Annotated in this window: 20 protein-coding genes; 10 read left to right on the top strand and 10 right to left on the bottom strand. The window is 58.1% G+C overall.

What is annotated here, in order from left to right; translation table 11 throughout:
• Window positions 1–89 precede the first annotated feature (89 nt).
• Window positions 90–659: a gamma-glutamylcyclotransferase family protein gene (locus AC2FLA_RS14435; RefSeq protein ID WP_496723038.1), complete on the top strand. Its 570-nt coding sequence runs from the start codon at window positions 90–92 to the stop codon at window positions 657–659.
• Window positions 660–711: 52 nt separating this feature from the next.
• On the opposite strand, the gene gltX is transcribed toward AC2FLA_RS14435, so the two are convergent.
• Complete coding sequence (gene gltX, locus AC2FLA_RS14430) at window positions 712–2,037, bottom strand: glutamate--tRNA ligase (protein ID WP_496723036.1); 1,326 nt, start codon at window positions 2,035–2,037, stop codon at window positions 712–714.
• A gap of 60 nt (window positions 2,038–2,097) precedes the next feature.
• Window positions 2,098–2,532 carry a DUF1801 domain-containing protein gene (locus AC2FLA_RS14425; protein ID WP_496723034.1) on the bottom strand — a complete coding sequence of 145 codons (435 nt, stop codon included), beginning with the start codon at window positions 2,530–2,532 and terminating at the stop codon, window positions 2,098–2,100.
• Between the two features lie 117 nt (window positions 2,533–2,649).
• Here AC2FLA_RS14425 and AC2FLA_RS14420 point away from each other — a divergent pair, with 117 nt between their 5' ends.
• A complete protein-coding gene (locus AC2FLA_RS14420; RefSeq protein ID WP_496723032.1) occupies window positions 2,650–3,582 on the top strand; it encodes an MBL fold metallo-hydrolase in 933 nt (310 codons plus the stop codon).
• A gap of 4 nt (window positions 3,583–3,586) precedes the next feature.
• On the opposite strand, the gene AC2FLA_RS14415 is transcribed toward AC2FLA_RS14420, so the two are convergent.
• From AC2FLA_RS14415 to AC2FLA_RS14405, 3 genes are all read right to left on the bottom strand, one after another.
• A complete protein-coding gene (locus AC2FLA_RS14415) occupies window positions 3,587–4,915 on the bottom strand; it encodes an NAD(P)/FAD-dependent oxidoreductase (RefSeq protein ID WP_496723030.1) in 1,329 nt (442 codons plus the stop codon).
• Window positions 4,916–5,069: 154 nt separating this feature from the next.
• Entirely contained in the window at window positions 5,070–5,303 is a 234-nt protein-coding gene (locus AC2FLA_RS14410) for a hypothetical protein (protein WP_496723028.1), read from the bottom strand.
• A 335-nt stretch (window positions 5,304–5,638) separates the two neighbouring features.
• Entirely contained in the window at window positions 5,639–7,297 is a 1,659-nt protein-coding gene (locus AC2FLA_RS14405) for an NAD+ synthase (RefSeq protein ID WP_496723026.1), read from the bottom strand.
• Between the two features lie 147 nt (window positions 7,298–7,444).
• Between AC2FLA_RS14405 and AC2FLA_RS14400 the strand changes: the two genes are divergently transcribed.
• A complete protein-coding gene (locus AC2FLA_RS14400; protein WP_496723025.1) occupies window positions 7,445–8,902 on the top strand; it encodes an MORN repeat-containing protein in 1,458 nt (485 codons plus the stop codon).
• Window positions 8,903–8,907: 5 nt separating this feature from the next.
• Here AC2FLA_RS14400 and AC2FLA_RS14395 read toward each other — a convergent pair whose 3' ends face one another.
• A complete protein-coding gene (locus tag AC2FLA_RS14395) occupies window positions 8,908–9,573 on the bottom strand; it encodes an SDR family NAD(P)-dependent oxidoreductase (protein ID WP_496723023.1) in 666 nt (221 codons plus the stop codon).
• Between the two features lie 288 nt (window positions 9,574–9,861).
• Here AC2FLA_RS14395 and AC2FLA_RS14390 point away from each other — a divergent pair, with 288 nt between their 5' ends.
• Window positions 9,862–11,436, top strand: a complete 1,575-nt coding sequence (locus tag AC2FLA_RS14390; protein WP_113792119.1) for a 2-isopropylmalate synthase — start codon at window positions 9,862–9,864, stop codon at window positions 11,434–11,436.
• A gap of 55 nt (window positions 11,437–11,491) precedes the next feature.
• On the opposite strand, the gene AC2FLA_RS14385 is transcribed toward AC2FLA_RS14390, so the two are convergent.
• From AC2FLA_RS14385 to AC2FLA_RS14375, 3 genes are all read right to left on the bottom strand, one after another.
• Window positions 11,492–11,989, bottom strand: a complete 498-nt coding sequence (locus tag AC2FLA_RS14385; protein ID WP_496723021.1) for a DUF2141 domain-containing protein — start codon at window positions 11,987–11,989, stop codon at window positions 11,492–11,494.
• Window positions 11,990–12,007: 18 nt separating this feature from the next.
• Entirely contained in the window at window positions 12,008–12,907 is a 900-nt protein-coding gene (locus AC2FLA_RS14380) for a sterol desaturase family protein (RefSeq protein WP_496723020.1), read from the bottom strand.
• Between the two features lie 176 nt (window positions 12,908–13,083).
• The gene (locus AC2FLA_RS14375; RefSeq protein ID WP_496723018.1) at window positions 13,084–13,875 is read right to left on the bottom strand and encodes a 23S rRNA (adenine(2030)-N(6))-methyltransferase RlmJ; all 792 of its coding nucleotides are present in this window, start codon (window positions 13,873–13,875) and stop codon (window positions 13,084–13,086) included.
• A gap of 155 nt (window positions 13,876–14,030) precedes the next feature.
• Between AC2FLA_RS14375 and AC2FLA_RS14370 the strand changes: the two genes are divergently transcribed.
• The 6 genes from AC2FLA_RS14370 to AC2FLA_RS14345 are packed head-to-tail and all read left to right on the top strand — an operon-like array spanning window position 14,031 to window position 20,598.
• Window positions 14,031–15,077 carry a rod shape-determining protein gene (locus tag AC2FLA_RS14370; RefSeq protein WP_039523195.1) on the top strand — a complete coding sequence of 349 codons (1,047 nt, stop codon included), beginning with the start codon at window positions 14,031–14,033 and terminating at the stop codon, window positions 15,075–15,077.
• A gap of 59 nt (window positions 15,078–15,136) precedes the next feature.
• On the top strand, window positions 15,137–16,039 hold the full coding sequence (mreC, locus tag AC2FLA_RS14365) for a rod shape-determining protein MreC (protein ID WP_496723016.1): 903 nt from the start codon (window positions 15,137–15,139) through the stop codon (window positions 16,037–16,039).
• Window positions 16,032–16,568 carry a rod shape-determining protein MreD gene (locus tag AC2FLA_RS14360; RefSeq protein WP_496723015.1) on the top strand — a complete coding sequence of 179 codons (537 nt, stop codon included), beginning with the start codon at window positions 16,032–16,034 and terminating at the stop codon, window positions 16,566–16,568. The genes mreC and AC2FLA_RS14360 overlap by 8 nt, the downstream gene beginning before the upstream one ends.
• Entirely contained in the window at window positions 16,565–18,514 is a 1,950-nt protein-coding gene (mrdA, locus tag AC2FLA_RS14355) for a penicillin-binding protein 2 (RefSeq protein WP_496723013.1), read from the top strand. Before AC2FLA_RS14360 ends, mrdA begins: the two co-directional genes overlap by 4 nt.
• A complete protein-coding gene (gene rodA, locus AC2FLA_RS14350; protein ID WP_496723011.1) occupies window positions 18,511–19,650 on the top strand; it encodes a rod shape-determining protein RodA in 1,140 nt (379 codons plus the stop codon). Before mrdA ends, rodA begins: the two co-directional genes overlap by 4 nt.
• A gap of 15 nt (window positions 19,651–19,665) precedes the next feature.
• Window positions 19,666–20,598 (top strand): 2-hydroxyacid dehydrogenase, encoded by a 933-nt coding sequence (locus tag AC2FLA_RS14345; RefSeq protein WP_496723009.1) that lies wholly within the window; start codon window positions 19,666–19,668, stop codon window positions 20,596–20,598.
• Window positions 20,599–20,603: 5 nt separating this feature from the next.
• Here the strand turns inward: AC2FLA_RS14345 and AC2FLA_RS14340 are convergent, their stop codons facing one another.
• Window positions 20,604–22,619 carry a M3 family metallopeptidase gene (locus AC2FLA_RS14340; protein WP_496723007.1) on the bottom strand — a complete coding sequence of 672 codons (2,016 nt, stop codon included), beginning with the start codon at window positions 22,617–22,619 and terminating at the stop codon, window positions 20,604–20,606.
• Between the last annotated feature and the right edge of the window lie 55 nt (window positions 22,620–22,674).

Genomic DNA, 22,674 nt, shown 5'->3' with positions numbered 1-22,674 from the left:
CTCCCAAGTTTCAAGATGCAGACTTATTGCATGTCCGGCATAAAAGCGGTTTGACATACATCAATCGTCAGGAAAGGACGCACCGGCCCATGGCAGTTCCCTATTTCTTTGGCTACGGCAGCCTTGTGAACCTTTCGACGCATGACTTTCCCGATCCGCATCCCGCCCGGCTAAAAGGCTGGCGGCGCGCTTGGCGGCACACTGACCTGCGACCGGTCGCCTTTCTGACGGCAATTTCGGACCCCGCGTCCGAGATCGAAGGCATGATTGCGCATGTGCCGAAAAACGATTGGATCGCACTGGACGAACGGGAATGGGCCTATGACCGCATCCCCGCCACACACGCCGTCACGCACACCCTGAAGCACGAGGTTGAGATTGCCGTCTACGCTGTGCCTCTTGACCGGCACAACGCTCCAAGCAATATCTACCCATTGCTGCTGAGTTACATTGATGTGGTCGTGCAGGGATACCTGCGCGCATTTGGTGAAGACGGCGCGGATCGTTTCTTTGCCACTACAGATGGATGGGATGCGCCAATCCTGAACGACCGGGCCGAGCCCCGGTATCCACGCCATCAACAATTGAAACCAGTCGAGACTGAATTCGTGGATGATCGTCTCAGCCGTCTCTCAGCCCGGATTGTGCAGAACGCATAGAAAAAAGGCGGGATCGAATGACCCCGCCTTTCCTCATTCTATTGCCGTACACTCAGGCTTTTGCGCGGATCACCTGCAGCAGTGGCAACAGAGTGGCCATCTCAGGCCCCCGCTCCATGCCGGTCAGCGCCTTGCGCAGCGGCATGAACAGCCCTTTGCCCTTACGGCCGGTCGCTTCTTTAACCGTGCTGGTCCATTTGCCCCAGGTTTCGCCATCGAACGAACCTTCAGGCAGCAGCGCCATAGCCTCGGCGATAAACTCACGGTCCTCATCCGCGATCAGCGGCTCAGCCCCATCGCGACACAGCTCCCACCAACCCTTGAGATCAGCCAAAGTGGTGATGTTCTCGCGTGCCATCGCCCAGAACGGCTCAGCCAGATCGGCAGGAACACCAGCATCAGCCACGGCCTCGGCCACGTCGGCCAAAGGCAGGGACTGCAGATGCTTTGCCGTCAGCGGGAACAGGTCCTGCACATCGAACTTGGTCGGCGCGGCCCCAAAACGGTTCACATCGAAACCTTCAATCAGTTCCGCCATGTCCGAGCGCAGCTCAACCGGATCAGACGATCCAAGACGCGCCATCAGACTCAGCAAGGCCATCGGCTGCACGCCCTGTTCACGCAGATCACGCAGGGCCAGTGTGCCCAAACGTTTTGACAGGGCCTCTCCTTGAGGACCGGTCAACAACGAGTGATGCGCAAAGCGCGGGCACGTGCCGCCCAGCGCCCGGATGATCTGAATCTGGGTCGCGGTATTGGTCACATGGTCCGAGCCGCGTACCACATCGGTGACGCCCATTTCGGTGTCATCCACCACAGACGCAATCGTATAGAGAACCTGACCGTCGCCACGGATCAGAACCGGATCGGACACGGATGCGGCATCGATCGAGATGTCGCCCAGAATGCCGTCATTCCACTCAATCCGCTCGTGGTCCAGCTTGAAGCGCCAGACGCCGCTGCCACGCTCGGCCCGCAGCGCCTCTTTCTCAGCATCCGAGAGGTTTAATGCAGCGCGGTCATAAACCGGCGGCTTGCGCATATTCAGTTGCTTCTTGCGCTTGAGGTCCAGCTCGGTGGGCGTCTCAAACGCCTCATAGAACCTGCCCATCTCGCGCAGTTTGTCTGCGGCTTCGGCATAACGGTCCAGACGATCCGATTGACGCTCAACCCGGTCCCAATGCAGACCCAGCCACTCCATGTCCTGTTTGATGGCGTCGACATATTCTTCTTTCGACCGCTCAGGGTCGGTGTCGTCGATCCGCAAGATGAACGTGCCGCCCGCCTTGCGGGCGATCAAATAGTTCATCAAGGCGGTGCGCAGGTTGCCCACGTGGATGTAACCGGTGGGCGACGGGGCAAAACGGGTGGTTGTCATAGGTGTCTCCTGTTGGCGCGGCTCTTGTCACAGGATTGGCCAATTGTCCAGCAAAGGCGTTCAGATCGGCTGGACCGGCCAGTGCCGATTCAAGTCCTCTAGCCCGGCGCGGATCAGTTCAGACAGAACATTCGTGTCAATATCCGCCAGCTTGTTCAAATAGAGACAGGACTTGCCCAGCTTGTGTTTACCCAGTCTGGACAGAATATCCCCGAAATCTGCGTAGCCGGGCATGATGTAAATCGACAAAGCCGTTTTGCGCGGGGAAAACCCGGTTGCCAGAAACTCTCCTTCGCGCCCGGACTTGTAGCGATAATGGTAACGACCATAGCCCACAATCGACGCCCCCCACATAACAGGTTCAAACCCGGTCGCGTGCCGAAAGAGGGCATCCAACTCCCGCGCATCATCTGCCTTCTTCACCGGTTGAACAGCCGCCAAAAAGCCCTCGACACTTTGCCCTGTGGGAACGGTTTTGTTTTTTGATCGCGCCATAAACAAAAATTAACACGTAATGTTCATCCACGCAGCCCATTTGAAAAGAGTATACACTGGCAAGAGACTCGCGCCGACCTAAACTCACTGAATGCTGTTCTGACAGGGAGAACCAATATGACCATCAATTTGACACGCCGCGCGGCACTGGGTACCGCGGCAGCTTTGCCCTTTGCCGCAGCTGCAGCGCCGGTTCTGGCAGCCGGAGCTGAGACAAAGGCAAATTCAACCGTCGCCAAATCCTTTGCGTTGGGCGATTTCACCGTCACGACTTTGCTGGATGGCAGCCTGCCGCGCGATGGCGCCCAGGAAATCTTTGGCGGCGGAGCGTCGGATGAAGACTTCGCAAAAGTCTCAGCAGACAATTTCATCTCGCCAGATGTCGCGCAGTTCTTCTTTACCCCGACTCTGGTTAACACCGGGTCTGAGCTGGTCCTGTTCGACACGGGGTTGGGGCAAGGTGGAATTCAGGCGGCATTGGCCGATGCGGGTGTGACACCGGATCAAATCAATGTCGTCGTCATCACCCATATGCATCCCGACCATATCGGCGGCATGACGACCAATGACGCGCCGACCTTCCCGAACGCGCGCTATGTCACCTCCTCTCCGGAATATGACTTCTGGGCGGCGCAGGATGCTGGCAATCGTGTCGGAGATCTGGTCGCGGCCAAGGTCACACCTTTGGCCGAGAAGATGACCTTTGTTGAAAATGGCGGCGAAGTCTCGTCGGGTATCACCGCTGTTGCCGCTTATGGCCATACGCCAGGCCACACGGTGTATCACCTGGAAAGCAACGGGCAGCGTCTGGTTCTGACCGCCGATCTGGCAAACCACTATGTCTGGTCCTTCGCCCATCCGGAATGGGAGGTTCGCTTTGACATGGACAAAGCAGCCGCCACGGCGTCGCGCCGCGACGTGCTGGGCATGCTGGCCGCCGACAAGGTTCCGATGATCGGCTATCACATGCCATTCCCGGCGGCTGGCTTCGTTGAACCCCGTGGCGATGGGTTCCGCTTTGTGCCGGTCAGCTACCAGATGATGGGATAGTACCCTAGTATCCCGGGTCCGGCCGCACCTTTGAACCATCCGTAAATCGGGACAGGCGAAAGGCGGCCGGATCAACGCATGGCGTGGTTTCACAAACCAGATCAGCCATTAAACGCCCCGCTCCGGGGCCGATGCCAAATCCGTGGCCCGAAAACCCCGTGGCGATGAACATCCCTGGCATGGTATCGACTGAGGATATCACCGGAATGGCGTCCGGGGTGACGTCGATCAAACCTGCCCAGCTTTGAATGATCTCTGCCTGCTCCAATACCGGGAGCCCTTTGCGCGCGCGTGCCCATGTCTGCCTCAGGACCTTGGCAGAGGGCTCAGGGTCCAGCACCCGGCAATGTTCGAATGGCGTGACGTCGGTGTGCAACCATGATCGGTCCTCGCCCGCCTCTGCCGCCCAGCGCTTGGAAAGCCTGAACCGCAGGGATCGCCACTCCTGCCGGAACGCCGGAACAAACTGCATTGCAAGCCGAAAACTGTCCGGGACAATATCCACCGTATTCTCGTGCCCGGACGCAATTGTATAGCCGCCATCGGCCCTTTTTCGTACCGCGAAATCATCTGACCATAATGCCGTCTCAGGGCCATCCACCGGTGACGTACGTAAGACCGTGTTGAGAACCTTAAGCTGCGGCAGGTCAATCCCCGCATTTCCCGCAAAAAGGCGCGACCATGCGCCCCCTGCCAGTACCACCCGCGCACAGGCCACCCGACCACGTTCAGTAAACACTCCCGAGACATAACCGTTCTCGACATCAACGCTGCGCACAGCGCAGTTGGTCATCAGGCACGCCCCTTTGTCACGCGCGGCTTCAGCGATCGCAGGGGCGGCCCATTGCGGCTCGGCCCGTCCATCCCTTGGCATGTGCAGGGCAACTTTCAGCCCGGATTGATTGTCGGGCAGCAAACCATCCAGTTCTGCACCCGAAACCATTTGAGCGCTAGTTTGCAGGCCTTCAACATGGCGCATCCAGCGCTCAAGATTTGCATGATCCCGCTTCCCTGAGGCGCCAAAGAGGATGCCGGAACGCGTAAAACCGGTTTGGCGCCCGGTGCGTTGATCCAGGCCCTGCCAGACCTGCTGCGCTTCTAGCATGAGCGGGATTTCCCGGGGGTCCCGCAGCCCCAAACGCACCCATCCCCAGTTTCGCGAACTTTGCTCGCCCGCGATCTGGCCTTTTTCACACAGCAAAACCGACGCGCCCCGCTCTGACAGCTCTAAAGCCGTTGATGCGCCAATGATTCCGCCGCCTATGACCACAACGTCAACAGACTTGGGCAGATGCAGATCAGGTTCTACAGGAGTTGGTTTTGGACCGGGCATCCGCCGCTCTTACTTCATTGCTCGGACCGCAATGAATGCGCGGTATCAGACAATAGGCAACATGTCGCCTGACGCGCCGATCACAATTTTCACAAGCTGTGGTTATAGTGCCAGAATGATCTCTGGCACTATTGGATTCAACAGATCCAGGCCGTCAAGCCGCGCCGCAGAGTTCAGCCCACTTCTGACGCAATGTGGCTGTCAGTCCGGCATCGTTGTCGGAAGAGCCTTCGGCCATGCTTTCTTGTGAAAGCAGTTCAGGCAGAATCGAAAAAGCCACTGATTGCCCTGGTACCGTATTTTGCTCTGGCGGCATCTCAGCCCCCAAGAGGTCGGCAATGGCAGAATCGACCTGATTTTCGTCTAGTTCATGACCCTCAGATTCCATCGAACGCCACGGAGGCGGCGAGTGGAGTGGTCTATCGTATTGCTCACGCATATTCACACCAAATCGTTAACACAGACACTCAATTCACGATGCGTAACAAACAAAGCCCGATTAGAAATGCCGAGCCAATTAAGAATGCGCCGCATCTGCCCCACTTGAGGCGGCAATTGAGCTAAAATGTGTCAGAAAAATGTCCCCACTTCAAGCGTGTTCAAAGGTTGAAGCTGAATCCAAGCGCACACTGTCCCCGCTATGAGGACAATGGATAAATTTCCATTAATGAGGATTTGCTTCGGAAACTATCGGGCCTCTAAGAGACCGTGCGCGGGTTCGATTTAAGACGGATCCCGCCAACGATTCACAATCGGGTATCTGCGATCCAGCCAGAAGGCTCGATTGGTCAATCGCGTACCTGGTGCGGACTGAAACCGCTTGTATTCGCTGATATAGATCAGATGCTCTACGCGGCGGGCTACACCTGCTTCGAATCCTGCTGCTTCGCAATCAGCGATCGAGCCATCGCGGTCGACCAGGATTTCCAGGATCGCGTCCAGTTCCGGGTAGTCCGGCAGGCTGTCACTGTCTTTCTGGTCTTCGCGCAGCTCAGCACTGGGGGGTTTATCGATGACCGACGGGCGGATCACCTCACCCTCGCGGCCCATCATCCAGTCACGGTGATTGGCGTTGCGCCAGCGGCATGTTTCGAACACGCGCGTTTTATACAGATCCTTGATCGGGTTATAGCCGCCATTCATGTCGCCATAGATGGTCGCGTAACCCACAGCCACCTCGGACTTGTTGCCCGTGGTCAGCAGCATTTCACCAAACTTGTTCGAGATCGCCATCAGCAGCAAACCGCGCAGGCGGGATTGGACGTTTTCCTCGGTCAAATCCGCCTCGCGCCCTGCAAACAACGGGGCCAGAGTGTCTGTTACCGCCGCCCGACTGTCCGAGATCGGAACATAATCGTAATGTACGCCCAGCGCCTTGGCGACGGCTTCGGCGTCATCCAGCGAAGCCTGGCTGGTGTATTCCGACGGCAGCATCACGCAACGGACGTTTTCCGCACCGATTGCGTCAACAGCAATTGCCGCGACCAACGCCGAGTCCACTCCACCCGACAGCCCCAACAACGCCTTTTTGAATCCGGTCTTGCCCATGTAATCGCGCAAAGACTGGACCATGGCACGATAGTCCTGCTCCCATTCATCCGGCTGCGGCACAACTTCAGCAGGCACAATGCGCCAGCCCTCATCACCGCGTTCCAGATCGACATGTGCTACGGCCTCATCAAAGACCGGCATTCGAAAGGCCAGCTCGCTGCCCGGATTTAGACCGAAAGTCGCGCCATCAAAAACCTGATCGTCCTGACCGCCCACCATGTTCAGGTAGATCAGCGGCAAGCCGGTCTCGACCACACGGGCGACCATGTGATTGAGGCGCACATCATATTTGTTGCGGAAGTAAGGTGAGCCATTGGGGATCAGCAGAAACTCGGCCCCGGTCTCTTCCAGTGTTTCCGAGACATCCGGGTGCCAACTGTCTTCGCAGATCGGGCTACCAATCCGCGAGTTGCCAACCGAGTACGGCCCCCCCAAGGGGCCCGCGTCGTACAGGCGTACCTCGTCGAACACGGTTTCATTCGGCAGGTGATGTTTCAGCACCTTGCTGCCGATGCGACCCCCTTTGAGGATCAGGTAGGCGTTGAAAAGTTTACCGTTTTCCGTCCACGGACCACCGATTGCTATGGCGGGTCCATCGGCACATTGCGCAGCAAGCGACTGAACCGCCGCCATGGCCGCTTGATGGAACACCGGCTTCATCACCAGATCCTGGGTGTTGTAACCGGTAATGAACATTTCGGGGAAAGCCACAATGTCGGCACCAGCTTCGCGCCCCTGCTCCCACGCCGCAAGCGCTTTGTCCAAATTGCCTTGGATGTCCCCAACAACGGGATTGAGTTGTGCCAGAGTAATGCGGAAACGGTTGGCCATGCTGCCCTCTTGCCCTCGTCAGTCCTAATGCCATTTAGCAGATCGCACCGCGAGTGAAAGTCAAATGCGGCAAAACACGTTGCTCTGACCGCACGGGTATCTTAGTTTTGCTTTAAAACGTGACAACCGGGCAAGGCAGGAAAAACCATGAACGCTATCCGCATTTCTTTGGCCGCCACGGCGATGGCTTTACTGGCCACATCCGCCTTTGCGCAGGACGGGCAGGTTATCGTTGCGGATGATGATGTTGGCGGCGTGTACGAGGGCACATTCCTGAACGGCCTGCGCCACGGCGAAGGCACTTACCGCCTGCCGAACGGGTTCGAATATGTCGGCGAATGGGTCGAAGGCGAAATTCAGGGCAAAGGCATAGCGCGCTACGTCAACGGTTCAGTCTACGAGGGGATGTTCGTAAAGGGGCAACCCGAGGGGCAGGGAAAGATCATCTACCCCGACGGCGGCAGCTATGAGGGGGAATGGGCCGAAGGGTCCATCAACGGGACCGGAGTTGCAATATACACCAACGGCGTCCGATACGAGGGCAGCTTCAGCGACGCGCGCTATCACGGCAAAGGCGTTCTGACCGACCCCAGCGGTTACGTCTACGATGGCGACTGGAAGGATGGCGTCAAGCACGGCGAGGGCAAGATCACCTCGACGCAAGGCAGCGTCTATGAAGGGCAAATCAACAACGGCTTGCGCGATGGTCAGGGTACTCTGACCGTTCCGGATGGCATGACATATACCGGTGATTGGTCTCAGGACCGCATGACCGGAAAGGGCCGCTTGTTGCAGGCCAATGGCGACCTTTACGAGGGCGATCTGGTTGATGGCCGCCGTCAGGGCAATGGCAAGGCCACCTATGCCAACGGTGCGACTTATGAGGGCGAATATGCCGATGACCGCCGCCACGGAAAAGGACGCTTTCTTGGGACCGACGGGTTTGATTACACCGGCGAATGGGTGGACGGCCAGATCGAAGGACTGGGTGAGGTCACCTATCCTGATGGCGCGACCTATACCGGTGATTTCAGCGCAGATCTGCCGCATGGCAAAGGCGTTCAGACTTATCCGGATGGCACCGTCTATGACGGCGAATGGACGGCTGGCATCTTTGAGGGCAACGGCAAGGCCACGTATCCCAACGGTGTTGTTTACCAGGGACAGTTCAAGAATGGCCTGAGCCATGGCACGGGCGTTCTGACATTCGCAAACGGGTATCGCTACGAAGGCGACTGGGTAGATGGCGCGCGTCAGGGCAAAGGCAAGGCGACATTTCCGGACGGAACGTCCTATGAAGGTGATTTCCAAGACGGTCAGCGTCACGGCGAGGGAACTATCAAAACCCCACGTGGATTCAGCTATACCGGCGGCTGGGCCGAAGGCAAAATCAGTGGTCAGGGTGTGGCAACCTATGCCACCGGCGACGTGTACGAAGGCACCTTTCTGGATAACAAACGCCACGGCAATGGCACGATGCGTTATGCCAATGGCCTGGAAGAAACCGGCGTTTGGGAAAACGGGGTCCTGCCCAGTGAGAACGTAAGTGCGCCCGACGCGACGGATACCGAAACCGAGCCTGATACATCCGCCTCTGACGGGTAATCAAGCTACCAGGGCACTGGCTTTCCCGCCCAGTCAAAAAACCCACCCGTATCAGCCGCATTTAACGCGGCTGATACGGATAGCAGGTTCCGGGCGGCCTCATCAGGTGCAACCGCAGGGTGCCGCCCGACATATTTCCGGGTGAATGCTGTCGTGGCCGTACCGGGGTGCAAGGCGACGCAGATCGCCTGTTTATGGCTCCGGGCAAGCTCGATCGCGGATGTGCGAACAATCTGGTTCAGCGCCGCCTTGGACGCCCGATAACTGATCCATCCACCAAGCCGGTTGTCACCAATCGACCCCACTCGCGCAGACAACACGCCAAAGACGGCGCGCCGGTCGCGCGGCAGCAAGCGCGCGGCATGCGCAAGAACCAACGCAGGTCCGACCGCATTCAGCGCGAACTGATCCATCATCGCCGGCGCGGATAGCAGTCTGATGGTTTTCTCGGGGGTGGCACCATTAACCTCAAGAGCGCCAGCCGCGACCAGGATCAGGTCGAACGGACCGGAAACGCCCGCCAACGTCCGATCTACGATCTCGGGGTCGGTCAAATCAAATCCGTCCTGTGACCGGGACAATGTGGTGACGTCGACCGACTGTTGCCGAAGCCTGTCGGCGATTGCACCTCCGATCCCACCCGAGGAGCCGATGATAAGTGCTGTTTCCATACGGGTTGAACTAGCCGTCGGCAATGCGTGATCAACACATGTGGGAAAAAAGAAATCTCTTCATATGCCGGAGATAAATTCGTTCTTTTCATTCCCGCCGCGCGATGTATAACCTCAACCCCATGATCAACCGCGCAGATATCCTGATTGCCGACACCGCCCTTCGCGGTGCGTCTCTGCGTGGCCTACTGATCCTAATCCGCCTCTGAGCGTGCCATCCGGCGCGCCCGCTCAGAGGAGGACGCCCGCGCGCCATAGGCTTTAGGACAGAAGAAGAAAGAGAATCCCATGACCAACGTGACCGACCAAGACCGCGTCTTGATCTTTGACACAACCCTGCGCGACGGCGAGCAAAGCCCCGGCGCAACTATGACCCATTCGGAAAAGCTGGAGATTGCCGAGCTGTTGGACGACATGGGCGTCGATATCATCGAAGCGGGGTTCCCAATTGCCTCCGAAGGTGACTTCAAGGCCGTATCTGAAATTGCCGAACGGTCAAAGAACAGCCGTATCTGCGGCCTGGCCCGTGCCAATTTCGCCGATATCGACCGCTGTTGGGAGGCGGTGAAACATGCAGGTAAAAGCCGCATCCACACCTTCATCGGCACCTCACCGCTGCACCGTGCCATCCCGAACCTGACACAGGACGAAATGGCCGACAAAATCCACGAAACGGTCAGCCATGCGCGCAATCTCTGCGAAAACGTGCAGTGGTCGCCGATGGATGCGACGCGGACCGAGTGGGATTACCTCTGCCGCGTGATCGAGATTGCGATCAAGGCCGGTGCGACAACGATCAACATTCCTGACACGGTCGGCTACACGGCACCGATGGAGTCTGCTGACCTGATCAAACGTCTGATCGAAACGGTTCCGGGCGCGGATGAGGTGGTCTTCGCGACCCACTGCCACAACGACCTTGGCCTGGCGACCGCAAACTCGCTGGCTGCTGTTGCAGGTGGTGCACGTCAGATTGAATGTACCATCAACGGCCTTGGCGAACGTGCCGGTAACACCGCGCTGGAAGAGGTGGTGATGGCACTGCGCACACGCAATGACATCATGCCCTGGAACACCGGCATCGACACGACCAAGATCATGCATATCTCGCGCCGGGTCGCGACGGTGTCGGGGTTCAACGTGCAGTTCAACAAAGCCATCGTCGGCAAGAACGCCTTCGCGCATGAAAGCGGTATCCATCAGGACGGCATGCTGAAGAACCGCGAAAACTTTGAGATCATGCGCCCCGAGGATATCGGTCTGTCCGGGACGTCTTTGCCGTTGGGCAAACACTCGGGCCGCGCGGCGCTGCGTGATAAGCTGAACACGCTGGGTTATGAGGTTGGTGACAACCAGCTCAAGGACATTTTCGTTCGGTTCAAGGAACTGGCCGACCGTAAGAAAGAAGTGTTCGACGACGACCTGATCGCGTTGATGACACTGGATGATGACGACGGCGACGATCACCTGCAGCTGGTCTCGATGAAGGTTACCTGCGGAACCGTCGGCAAGGCCGAAGCCACCATCGAAATGGAAGTAGGCGGCAAGGAAATCATCGCCACTGAACAAGGCGACGGCCCGGTCGACGCTGCCTTCCGCGCCATTCGCGTTGTGCATCCGAATACGGCGCACCTGCAGCTTTATCAGGTGCACGCCGTGACCGAAGGTACGGACGCGCAGGCCACGGTATCGGTGCGTCTGGAAGAGGACGGCATGATCGCAACCGGCCAATCCGCCAACACCGATACGGTTGTGGCATCGGCCAAGGCGTATATCCACGCGCTGAACCGCCTGATCGTGCGCCGTCAAAAGGCGGGCCCGGGCGCTGACACGCGGGAAATCTCGTACAAAGATCTTACTTGATCAAAAAAGGGGCGGTCGATTTTCGACCGCCCCTTCTCTATTATCTCCAGCCGAATTACGGCCAATAGAACAAGGTCAGATCTGCTGGCTTTTCTGTCCCGATCAACGAGTAATCATACACTGGCGTATCGTTGAGATCGTTCAGCCCCGATACCGCATACCCTTCGGTTGGCATGTAGTTCGCGTCATAGTTCAGATCATAATCCCCGTTTTCGTCGTGAAACGCGATAACGGCAAAATACCCGCTGTCGAGGTCGGGAAAGTCGAAGCGGAGCGGGTCCTGGGACGCTGGCGCTTCAAGATATCCGGCGGCCTTGGTGTAATCCATGTTGTCGAACGCCGTCGCCTGGTCAAAAGCCATGACAATCACGTTGCCCTTGGTGCTGCGCGCACCATGCAGATTGACAGTTAGACCCTTGTTTTGCGAGGTCTCTGTGGTGGAAGCCGCTGCTTGGTCAATTTCTGTGGTGAAACCAGAGGCGACCCAGGCGCCTCCGACAAACAGACCTGCCGTTACGATGGCCGCCACGATGCGTTGTGTGTTGCTTGGCATCTTTTGCGCTCCTACACCTTACTTAGCGGGTTTACTCTGTTTACGACCGTTCTTTGGCTGCCAGCCCGGAGGTCCGAAGAATACACCCAACTTGTTGCCGAACCCCGGCATGTTCCGGACATCCTTGAACAGGCGGGCAAAGCCGTGAAGGAAGGCGACGAAGGGATTGATCGAGTCGATCGGTTTGACGAGGCCGTAGACCACCTCTTCCTTTTCTTCCTCGAACGTTCCGAACATACGGTCCCAGATGATCAGGATCCCGGCATAGTTCTTGTCCAGGTATTTCGGGTTTGATCCATGGTGAACACGGTGATGTGACGGCGTGTTGAAGATGTATTCAATCGGGCGCCACAGTTTTTTGATAACCTCGGTATGCAGGGCCGTCTGATACAGTTGCACCAATAGTTCCGCGACCAGCACCATGAACGGGTTGAACCCCAACAGCACAAGCGGAAGGTGGAAAAACAGCGGCCAAAAACCATCCAGTGGACCATGGCGATAAGCCACTGATATATTGAAGAAGGGAGAGCTATGGTGAACCGAATGCGTCGCCCAGAGGAAGTTGATCCGGTGCAGAATCCGGTGCTCCCAGTAATAGGCCAGGTCTGCAAGGATCAGCACGATAATGAACGAAGCCCATGTTGTCGGAATATCGAACACGGCAAATTGCGAAGCCCAGACATAGGCACCGATATAGAAACCAGCCAACAGAACAAAGCTGATACCGATGAAGAAAACGAGCGTGATGAAATTGGTGACGGTGTCACCCATCATCTGCCAGTTCAGCTTTTTGACGACTGCGTATCGGATCAATTCGAAGGCCAGAAAGGCCATGGCGAAGACGAAGAACCAGTCGTTGATCAAGGTTTCCCAGTAACTCAGGTGAAAGTCACTGATATGGCGGCTTAGGAAGTCCATCGAAGCAATCCGATTCCCGTTTGTTGTCATCCGTGACAGCTTATTTACGAGATCACCGCCAGAAATCAAGGGCCCGGCTTTGAAAAAACGGTTTTTCCTGCAAATCCATTGCTGTCACAGCAGATTTTTCACCTGCGTGGCATACTTTAGGAAAACCCCATCTGATCACTGATTGCTCATCCGCGCAGTTTGCCGAACAGGCCGTCCAACGATTTGGCGCACTCGTTCAGACCATAGGGCGCGTTCACAACAAACATTCCCGATCCAACCATTCCGTGCCCTTCACGCGCAGCCGGAAAGTGGACCTCGTGGTGCAGAACCTTGGGGAAATCCCGTTTCGCCAAAGCGTCGCGCATGGCCTGATGCCGCCCATTGGCCAATATCGGATACCACAGCGCGATCACACCCACGTTCCATTTCCGATTCAGCGAAGCGATGATGCCGGGCAGCCTGTCATAATCGGATTTGACCTCATAACTTGGATCAATCAGCAAAACGCCACGGCGCGGCGTTGGCGGCAGCAGGGACTGGGCCAGTTCAAAGCCATCCTGCTGATAGGTCCGGGCACCGGTCGTGATCATGGCGTCAGACAGCGCGCGGTATTCCTGCGGATGCAATTCAGCAAGATGCATCTTATCCTGCGGCCGCAGCAGGTTCGCCGCGATCAGCGGCGACCCCGGATACGCCGTTTTGCCATGCCGATCGTGAACAGCGGCAATGGCCCTGCTCAGGGGATGATCGGCGTCAAACCAGCCTTCGGTCAACGCACGTTCAATTCCCGCAGCTGCTTCACCAGTCTGAACGGCTTGATCCGAGTCCAACTGGTACAGCCCCCGCCCCGAATGGGTTTCGATGTAGCTCAGCGGTTTGTCTTTTTGGGTCAGATAGGCCAACGTTTCCGCCAAAATTGCGTGCTTATGGACGTCCGCAAGGTTACCTGCGTGGTAAATATGTTGATATGAGAGCATGATGCCTTCTAAAGTCCCTGCAATTAAGGCGGAAAGGTGCTGATTGTCGCGGAATCAGCCCTTTTACCGGGCGAGTTGGCACCCTATAAGTCATCCGTCCCGGAACCGTCGAGTCGCGGGCAGTAGAAAACTGACATACAGGATCAGGGAAAAATATGGGGATCTTTGGCAATCTGGGCGGCCTGTTCACAGCGGACATGGCTATCGACCTTGGGACAGCGAACACGCTGGTTTACGTCAAGGGTCGCGGTGTTATCCTGTCTGAACCCTCTGTGGTGGCGTATCACGTCAAGGACGGCGTGAAAAAGGTTCTGGCTGTTGGCGAAGACGCCAAGCTGATGCTGGGCCGGACCCCCGGTTCGATCGAAGCCATCCGCCCGATGCGCGAAGGCGTGATTGCCGACTTTGATACTGCCGAGGAAATGATCAAGCACTTCATCCGCAAAGTGCACAAGCGTTCAACTTTCTCGAAGCCCAAGATCATCGTCTGCGTCCCCCATGGCGCGACCCCCGTTGAAAAGCGCGCGATCCGGCAATCGGTTCTGTCCGCAGGCGCGCGCCGCGCCGGTCTGATTGCCGAACCTATTGCAGCCGCGATTGGTGCAGGCATGCCCATCACCGACCCGACCGGCAACATGGTTGTCGATATCGGCGGCGGCACCACCGAGGTTGCTGTTCTGTCGCTGGGTGACATCGTATATGCCCGCTCGGTCCGCGTTGGCGGTGACCGTATGGACGAGGCGATCATCTCGTACCTGCGCCGCCAGCAGAATCTGCTGGTCGGTGAATCCACGGCCGAGCGGATCAAGACCACCATCGGCACTGCGCGCATGCCCGACGACGGCCGCGGCCAGTCGATGCACATTCGCGGACGCGACCTGCTGAATGGTGTGCCCAAGGAAATTGAAATCAGCCAGGCCCAAGTGGCCGAGGCGCTGTCCGAACCCGTCCAGCAGATTTGCGAGGCGGTAATGACCGCACTGGAAACCACTCCGCCCGACCTGGCCGCCGACATCGTGGACCGGGGCGTGATGCTGACCGGCGGCGGTGCACTGTTGGGCGATCTGGACCTTGCCCTTCGCGAGCAAACCGGCTTGGCCGTGTCGATTGCCGACGAAAGCCTGAATTGTGTGGCTTTGGGCACCGGCAAGGCGCTGGAATACGAAAAACAACTGCGCCACGCAATTGACTACGAAAGCTAAGGCGCGCACCCTTTACCACATAGGGTAAATTCGGCACGAGCAGCACGGGAAGGAGTCCTGTGGCAAAAGACCGATCACAGCGCGATGAATACACAACCCCCTTGCGCCGCCTGCTGCTGGGGATTGTTGTGTTGTGTCTGCTAGGCATCTTTCTGATCTGGCGGATCGACAGCCCGCGCGTGGAACGGTTTCGCGCACAGGTCGTGGACAGTGTTGTGCCGTCGATGGAATGGGCCATGGTTCCTGTCACCGCCGCCGTCAATCTGGTGCGCGATTTCCAAAGTTACCAACGGCTGAGCGACCAGAACCAGGAATTACGCAGCGAGTTGCGCATCATGCGCGCCTGGAAAGAGGCCGCATTGCAGCTGGAGCAGGAAAATGCCCGGCTTCTGGACCTGAACAATGTGCGTCTTGATCCGCGCCTGACCTATATCACCGGGGTGGTCATGGCCGATAGTGGCTCGCCCTTCCGTCAGTCGGTCCTGCTGAACGTGGGTGAGAGAGACGGGATCAGGGACGGCTGGGCCACCATGGACGGGATTGGCGTCGTCGGGCGTATCTCGGGCGTTGGCCCCGACACCGCGCGTGTCATCCTGATGACAGATGCTTCCAGCGCTATTCCGGCCACGATTCAACCGTCTGCCCAAACCGCCCTTATCACCGGCGACAACACGCAATCTCCGTCGGTTGAGTTTCTGGAAAACCGCGAACTGGTACGTCCAGGCGACCGCGTTGTGACCTCGGGCGATGGCGGCGTGTTCCCCGGAGGGCTGCTGATCGGGCAGATCACCGAAGACCCAGGCGGGCGTTTGCGCGTGCGCCTCTCCGCAGATTTCGAACGACTGGAATTCCTTCGCGTTCTGCGCTTCCACTTGGCCCCGGTGATCTCGGATCCTGGCGGCATCGTGGGCCCACGGCAACCCGAGGCTGCCCTGACCCCACCGGAGGTCGGCGATGGATAGGCAAACCTCGCATCTTTGGCTCAAACGCAGTTTGTACGTGTTTCTGGCGTTGCTGGTAATGTTCCTGCATCTTCTACCATTGGACACACAGCCGGATCGCTGGCCGTTTCCGGACATGCTGATCGCGTTAACCTTCGCCTGGGTTCTTCGCCGACCGGAATACGTTCCCATTTTTCTGGTTGCTGCGGTGATGCTGATGGCCGATTTGCTTCTGCAACGACCTCCGGGCCTGCTGGCGGCACTTGTGGTTTTAGGATCGACGTATCTGCGCTCGGCCGCGCCCGGAATGCGCGACGCCGGGTTTATGGCTGAATGGACAACGGCCGCTGTGGTGATCGCGGGAATTTTCATATTGAACCGCGTAATTCTTGCTATTCTATCGGTACAGCAAGCAGCTTTGGGTCCTGTGGTGATACAAGTGGTTCTGACAATTGCGGTTTATCCTCTCGTCGTTCTTCTCAGCCAGAATGTGCTTGGCGTTCGGCGCGTGTCAGTGTCGGACCCCGGCACAAGAGGGGCCAGGGCATGAAACAACGCAATCCCAAAGCGCAAGGATTGGCCTATAAACGCCTGCCGCGCCGCGCGTTGATCCTGGGCGGGTTGCAGACTGCGTTTATCGGCGGCCTGGCAGCGCGAATGCGCTTTATGCAAGTGGATCAGGCTGACGAGTACCGTCTGCTGGCTGAAGAGAACCGGATCAACATTCGTCTGATCCCGCCAACGCGCGGGCGCATCTATGACCGCAACGGCCAGATCATCGGACAAAACACGCAGTCCTATCGTATTGTTATGGTCCGCGAAGATGCGGGCGACGTCGACAAAGTCATCGCCAAACTTTCCGAGCTTATCCCGCTGACTCAGGAAGAGATTAATCGCGCCAAGACTGAGATGCGCCGCTCTGCCCCGTTCCTGCCAGTCACACTGGCCGATCAGGTCACGTGGGAGGATATCTCCAAGGTCGCTGTCAATGCGCCCGCCCTACCCGGCGTTACGCCCGAAGTGGGCATGGCCCGTCAGTATCCCCGCTATGAGGATTTCGCCCATGTCGTTGGTTATGTCGGGCCGGTCAGTGACTATGACCTCAGCCTGATCGAAGATCCCGAACCGGTGTTGCGTATCCCCCGGTTCCAAATCGGCAAGGTCGGACTGGAGTCCAAACAGGAAATCACCCTGCGCGGGAAAGCCGGCGCAAAACGTGTCGAGGTCAACGCCACAGGCCGCATCATGCGCGAGCTTGACCGGCAAGAAGGCGAGGCCGGGGCCGATCTGCAATTGTCCGTTGATGCGGACCTGCAGCAATACGCCCAAGCGCGCCTAGCCGGTGAAAGCGCGGCTGCAGTCGTCATCGACTGCGAAACCGGGGATATCCGGGCCATCAGTTCTGCCCCCAGTTTCGATCCGAACCTGTTTGTTCGCGGGATATCGGTCGCCGATTACCGGGCATTGACTGAAAATAACTACCGCCCGCTGGCCAACAAGACGGTTCAGGGCACCTACCCGCCGGGTTCGACCTTCAAGATGATCACCGCTCTTGCCGCGCTTGAGGCCGGAGTGGTTAGCCCCGGCAACACCGTCTATTGCCCTGGGCACCTGAAGGTCGGTAGCCGCCGCTTCCACTGCTGGAAGCGCGGCGGGCATGGGACAGTGGATCTTAACTTGTCACTAAAGCGCAGCTGCGACGTCTACTATTACGATGTCGCGGTGCGTACCGGCATCGACAAAATCTCGGAAATGGCGCGCAAGTTCGGATTGGGCGTCAAACACGACATCCCGATGTCAGCTGTCGCCGCGGGTTTGGCCCCCAATCAGGAATGGAAAGAGCGGGTCCATGGCGAAGGCTGGCTGGTAGGCGACACGGCGAATGCCTCGATCGGGCAAGGGTTCATGCTGGCCTCTCCCCTGCAGCTTGCGGTCATGACGGCAAGGATCGCCACAGGCCGGGCCGTGAAGCCGCGTTTGGTGCGGTCCGTCAATGGCATCGAGGAACCATCAGGCGCGGGTGAGCCGCTGGACGTCAATCCGTACAACCTGAATCAGGTGCGCAAAGCGATGTTCTCGGTCTCAAACGACAGGGCTGGCACCGCCTATCGCAGCCGCATCATCAATGATGAATTCCGCATGGCCGGTAAGACAGGAACCAGCCAGGTGCGCAACATCACCAAGGCCGAACGCGCGGCTGGCGTAATTCGCAATGAAGACCTGCCGTGGGAACGGCGCGACCATGCCCTGTTCGTCAGCTATGCGCCCTACGACAATCCGAAATACGCCGTGGCGGTGGTGGTGGAACACGGTGGCGGCGGATCCAAGGCAGCGGCCCCGGTCGCGCGGGACATCATGCTGCAGGCTCTGTACAACGGCACCCCACCGCTCGAGGCTTATCCGGTTGCAGATCGTGACCGCATCAAGGAACAACAAAAACGGCTTGAGGGCGACCGCCGCCCCAAAGCGCGACCCGATGAAAAGGACCGCGCATGAGCTATCTTGAGTACGCCGTCAAATCCACACCAACGGGGTTTCGCAAGTTCCTCTACATGAACTGGCCGCTGACTTTGTTGCTGATCAGTGTCGCCAGCGCCGGATTCCTGATGCTGTACTCGGTCGCGGGCGGGTCCTGGATGCCCTGGGCCGAACCCCAGATTGAGCGGTTCGGACTGGGGCTGACCGTTATGTTCATCATCGCGTTGGTGCCGATCTGGTTCTGGCGCAACATGTCCGTTTTGGCCTATCTCGGCTCGATCGTTCTGCTGATTTTTGTGGAACTCTTTGGCACCATCGGCATGGGTGCGCAGCGTTGGATCGATCTTGGGTTCATGAGACTCCAGCCTTCCGAAGTCATGAAGATTGCGCTGGTCATGGTTCTGGCTGCCTATTACGACTGGTTGCCTTCCCACAAGACATCGCGACCGCTATGGGTGTTTATCCCGGTCGTCCTGATCCTGATCCCTACGGCTATGGTCCTGAAACAACCCGATCTGGGCACCTCGATCCTGTTGTTAGCGGCGGGCGGGGGACTGATGTTCCTGGCTGGTGTGCACTGGGCTTATTTCGCCGCCGTTATCGCGGCGGTGGTCGGCTTGATTGCGACCGTGTTCAACAGTCGGGGCACCGAGTGGCAGTTGCTCAAGGATTACCAGTTCCGCCGAATAGATACCTTTCTTGATCCCTCCACCGATCCGCTGGGTGCAGGCTATCACATTACCCAGTCGAAAATCGCGCTGGGATCAGGCGGCTGGAACGGACGCGGGTTCATGCAAGGGACGCAGTCGCGCCTGAACTTTCTGCCCGAAAAACACACCGACTTCATCTTTACCACGCTGGCCGAGGAATTCGGCTTTGTCGGCGGCATTACTTTGCTGACCCTTTATGCCCTGATCATCATTTTTTGCATGGTCACTGCTTTGGCGACCAAAGACCGGTTCTCATCGCTGGTCACCTTGGGCGTCGCTCTGAACTTTTTCCTGTTCTTCGCGGTCAACATGTCAATGGTCATGGGCCTTGCCCCGGTTGTGGGTGTACCACTACCGATGGTCAGCTACGGAGGGTCTGCCATGCTGGTTCTGATGGCCGCCTTCGGCATTGTTCAAAGCGCGCATATTCACCGCCCCCGCTGAATTGAAAGGCCCTCCATGCCCGTTAACGTCCTGTTTTCCGCGCGCCCTGAACAATGGCCCGTATATAAACCTCTGCTAACAAAAGGGTTGTCCGAAACCGGTCTGGATTTCCGTCTGGCAACCGAGTTTGAGCCTGATCAGGTCGACTATGTTGTCTATGCACCGACAAGCGGGTTGCTGGATTTTTCACCCTATTCACGTTTGAAGGCGGTTCTGAGTCTTTGGGCAGGTGTTGAAAAAATCGCGGGCAACGAAACACTGACCGTTCCATTGGCGCGGATGGTGGATCACGGGCTGATGCACGGCATGACGGAATGGGTCGTTGGTCAGGTACTGCGTTATCACCTTGGCATGGACCGCTATATCACCGTGCAAGACGGCGAGTGGACGCCCGACGCCCCGCCGCTTGCCAGCGAGCGGAATGTGTGCGTGCTGGGCCTTGGTGCATTGGGAGAAGCCGCAGCAACCGCGCTTGCCGCGCTGAATTTCAAAGTGACCGGTTGGAGTAGAACCGCAAAGGACATCCCCGGGGTAACATGCCTGCATGGCACCGACGGCTTGCGCGCCGCGTTGTCCAGTGCCGAGATCGTTGTCCTGTTGCTGCCCGACACCCCCGCAACGGAAAACGCACTGAATGCGGACACTCTCGCCTTGCTGCCCAAAGGCGCTCGGATCATCAATCCCGGTCGCGGTCCATTGATCGACGATGACGCACTGCTGGCCGCGCTGGATTCGGGGCACATTAGCCACGCCACGCTAGACGTATTCCGCGTGGAACCCCTGCCGCCGGAACACCCGTATTGGGCGCACGCCAATGTGACCGTCACGCCGCATATCGCGTCGGAAACCCGTCCGACAACTGCGGCCCAGGTGATCTGCCAGAACATTATCCGAGGTGAGGAAGGCAAACCCTTCCTCCACCTCGTCGACCGCAATCTGGGCTACTGATCCGGTCAGGTCGCGATAAGCCCGCGACCTTTCAACAGCGCCTCGACCCCTGGCAAACGCCCGCGGAACGCCAGATACAGCTCCTCAGCTTCGCGCGAGCCGCCGGTGGACAGGATATTGTCCTCCAGTGCTTTGGCGCGCTCTGTGTCAAAGGCTCCCCCGGCTTCTTCGAAGGCCGCGAATGCGTCGGCATCCATGACCTCGGACCACATGTAGCTGTAATAGCCCGAGCTATAGCCATCGCCGGCGAAGACATGGGCAAAATGCGGGGTCGCGTGGCGCATACCGATGGCATGCGGCATATCGATACCATCAAGAACCTCGGCCTGTTTCGCCATCGGATCAGCTGGCGCTTCGCCTTCGTGGAACGCCAGATCGACCAAGGCTGAGGCTACGTATTCCACGGTCTGGAACCCCTGATCAAAATTCGCGGCCTTCAGAACCTTCTCAAGCATATCTTGCGGCATCGGCTCACCAGATTCGGCATGGGTCGCAAATTCGGCCAAGACTTCCGGCACTTCCAGCCAGTGTTCATAAAGCTGGCTGGGAAGCTCTACGAAGTCACGCGCGACGCTGGTGCCAGAGATGCTTTCATAGGTCACGTTGGACAACATCTGATGCAATGCGTGGCCGAACTCGTGGAAAAGCGTGCGCGCATCGTCATAAGATAGCAGCGCCGGATCGCCCTTGGCGAAGTTGCAAACGTTGATCACGACGGGGGCTTGCACCTTGGGGAACTTTGCCTGGCTCCGCATTGCGCTGCACCATGCGCCCGATCGTTTGGAACCACGCGCGAAGTAGTCACCGATGAAGACAGCGATATGCTGCCCGTCGCGTGTTACGTCCCAAGCCCGGCAATCGGAGTGATAAAGCGGTACATCCAGCGGGGCAAACTCCAGCCCGAACAGCCGGTTGGCGCAGGAAAAGGCGGCCTCGATCATACGATCCAGCTGCAAGTACGGCTTCAGCGCAGCCTCGTCCAAATCATGTTCAGCCTTGCGGCGCTTTTCGGCGTAGTAGCGCCAGTCCCACGCCTCGAGCGGACCGTTGATGCCGTCTTCCTGCATCATCGCGGTCAAGGATTCGGCGTCGGCGTCAGCCCTTGCCTTTGCCGGCCCCCAAACCTGCATCAGCAGATCGCGAACGCGGTCCGGCGTTCGGGCCATTTCAGTTTCCAGCTTGTAGTCCGCGAAACTGGAATATCCCAATAGCTTGGCCCGTTCTTCGCGCAAGTTCAGGGCCTCAGCCGCAATCTCGCGGTTGTCCGTTTCACCACCATTGGCACCACGCGCGGTCCAAGCCCGATACGCGTTCTCACGCAGATCGCGGCGCGGCGAGAATTGCAGAAACGGAACAATCAACGACCGCGACAGAGTGACGACAGGACCATCAGCCCCCTTCTCTTCCCCGGCAGCGCGGGCTGCATCCACGACGAAACCCGGCAATCCTTCCAGATCATTCTCGGTCAAGTTCATGAACCATTCGCGCTCGTCCGCCAAAAGGTTCTGGGTGAAGGACGTCCCCAGCGTGGCAAGGCGCGACTTGATCTCTTGCATGCGGGTATCATCGTTGCCTTCCAAAGCCGAACCAGCGCGCACAAAACCGCGATGGGTCAGCATCAGAACGCGGGCCTGTTCATCGGTCAGGTCAAGCAGGTCCTTGCGCACCCACAGGTCCGCAACTCGCCGAAACAGCGCCTTGTTTGACGAAATTCCCGAAAAATGCGCCGAGAGTTTGGGCGAAAACGCGCGTTGCAGCTCTTCCCGTGCCGGGTTGCTGTCGGCACCCGAAACGGTGAAAAAGACAGACAGCACCTTGTCCATCTGCTCTCCGGCCGCCTCAAGCGCCTCGATTGTATTGGCAAAACTGGCTGGGTCGGAGTTGTTGGCAATCGCGTCGATCTGCGCGTTATGGGCAGCCAACGCCTCGTCCAATGCAGGCGCAAAATCATCATCCGAAATCTCGGCAAATGGCGCGATTTCAAATGGAGTGGTCCAGGCGGACAGGATCGGGTTGGTCATGCGGATCTCCTTTGCTGGTCAAGCTAGGGAGGCGGGCCGAAATGGTCCAGAGGGG

Source organism: Ruegeria sp. CDSA033 (genome assembly GCF_059612305.1).
This window is presented reverse-complemented; position numbering and strand designations above follow the sequence as displayed.

Coding starts and splice junctions, on each gene's coding strand:
- AC2FLA_RS14360 (WP_496723015.1), top strand. CDS start 16,032: ATGGATAGGCAAACCTCGCATCTTTGGCTCAAACGCAGTTTGTACGTG.
- AC2FLA_RS14400 (WP_496723025.1), top strand. CDS start 7,445: ATGAACGCTATCCGCATTTCTTTGGCCGCCACGGCGATGGCTTTACTG.
- mrdA (WP_496723013.1), top strand. CDS start 16,565: ATGAAACAACGCAATCCCAAAGCGCAAGGATTGGCCTATAAACGCCTG.
- AC2FLA_RS14405 (WP_496723026.1), bottom strand. CDS start 7,297: ATGGCCAACCGTTTCCGCATTACTCTGGCACAACTCAATCCCGTTGTT.
- AC2FLA_RS14370 (WP_039523195.1), top strand. CDS start 14,031: ATGGGGATCTTTGGCAATCTGGGCGGCCTGTTCACAGCGGACATGGCT.
- AC2FLA_RS14390 (WP_113792119.1), top strand. CDS start 9,862: ATGACCAACGTGACCGACCAAGACCGCGTCTTGATCTTTGACACAACC.
- AC2FLA_RS14395 (WP_496723023.1), bottom strand. CDS start 9,573: ATGGAAACAGCACTTATCATCGGCTCCTCGGGTGGGATCGGAGGTGCA.
- gltX (WP_496723036.1), bottom strand. CDS start 2,037: ATGACAACCACCCGTTTTGCCCCGTCGCCCACCGGTTACATCCACGTG.
- AC2FLA_RS14415 (WP_496723030.1), bottom strand. CDS start 4,915: ATGCCCGGTCCAAAACCAACTCCTGTAGAACCTGATCTGCATCTGCCC.
- AC2FLA_RS14435 (WP_496723038.1), top strand. CDS start 90: ATGGCAGTTCCCTATTTCTTTGGCTACGGCAGCCTTGTGAACCTTTCG.
- rodA (WP_496723011.1), top strand. CDS start 18,511: ATGAGCTATCTTGAGTACGCCGTCAAATCCACACCAACGGGGTTTCGC.
- AC2FLA_RS14380 (WP_496723020.1), bottom strand. CDS start 12,907: ATGGACTTCCTAAGCCGCCATATCAGTGACTTTCACCTGAGTTACTGG.
- AC2FLA_RS14375 (WP_496723018.1), bottom strand. CDS start 13,875: ATGCTCTCATATCAACATATTTACCACGCAGGTAACCTTGCGGACGTC.
- AC2FLA_RS14345 (WP_496723009.1), top strand. CDS start 19,666: ATGCCCGTTAACGTCCTGTTTTCCGCGCGCCCTGAACAATGGCCCGTA.
- AC2FLA_RS14425 (WP_496723034.1), bottom strand. CDS start 2,532: ATGGCGCGATCAAAAAACAAAACCGTTCCCACAGGGCAAAGTGTCGAG.
- AC2FLA_RS14410 (WP_496723028.1), bottom strand. CDS start 5,303: ATGGAATCTGAGGGTCATGAACTAGACGAAAATCAGGTCGATTCTGCC.
- AC2FLA_RS14420 (WP_496723032.1), top strand. CDS start 2,650: ATGACCATCAATTTGACACGCCGCGCGGCACTGGGTACCGCGGCAGCT.
- AC2FLA_RS14385 (WP_496723021.1), bottom strand. CDS start 11,989: ATGCCAAGCAACACACAACGCATCGTGGCGGCCATCGTAACGGCAGGT.
- AC2FLA_RS14340 (WP_496723007.1), bottom strand. CDS start 22,619: ATGACCAACCCGATCCTGTCCGCCTGGACCACTCCATTTGAAATCGCG.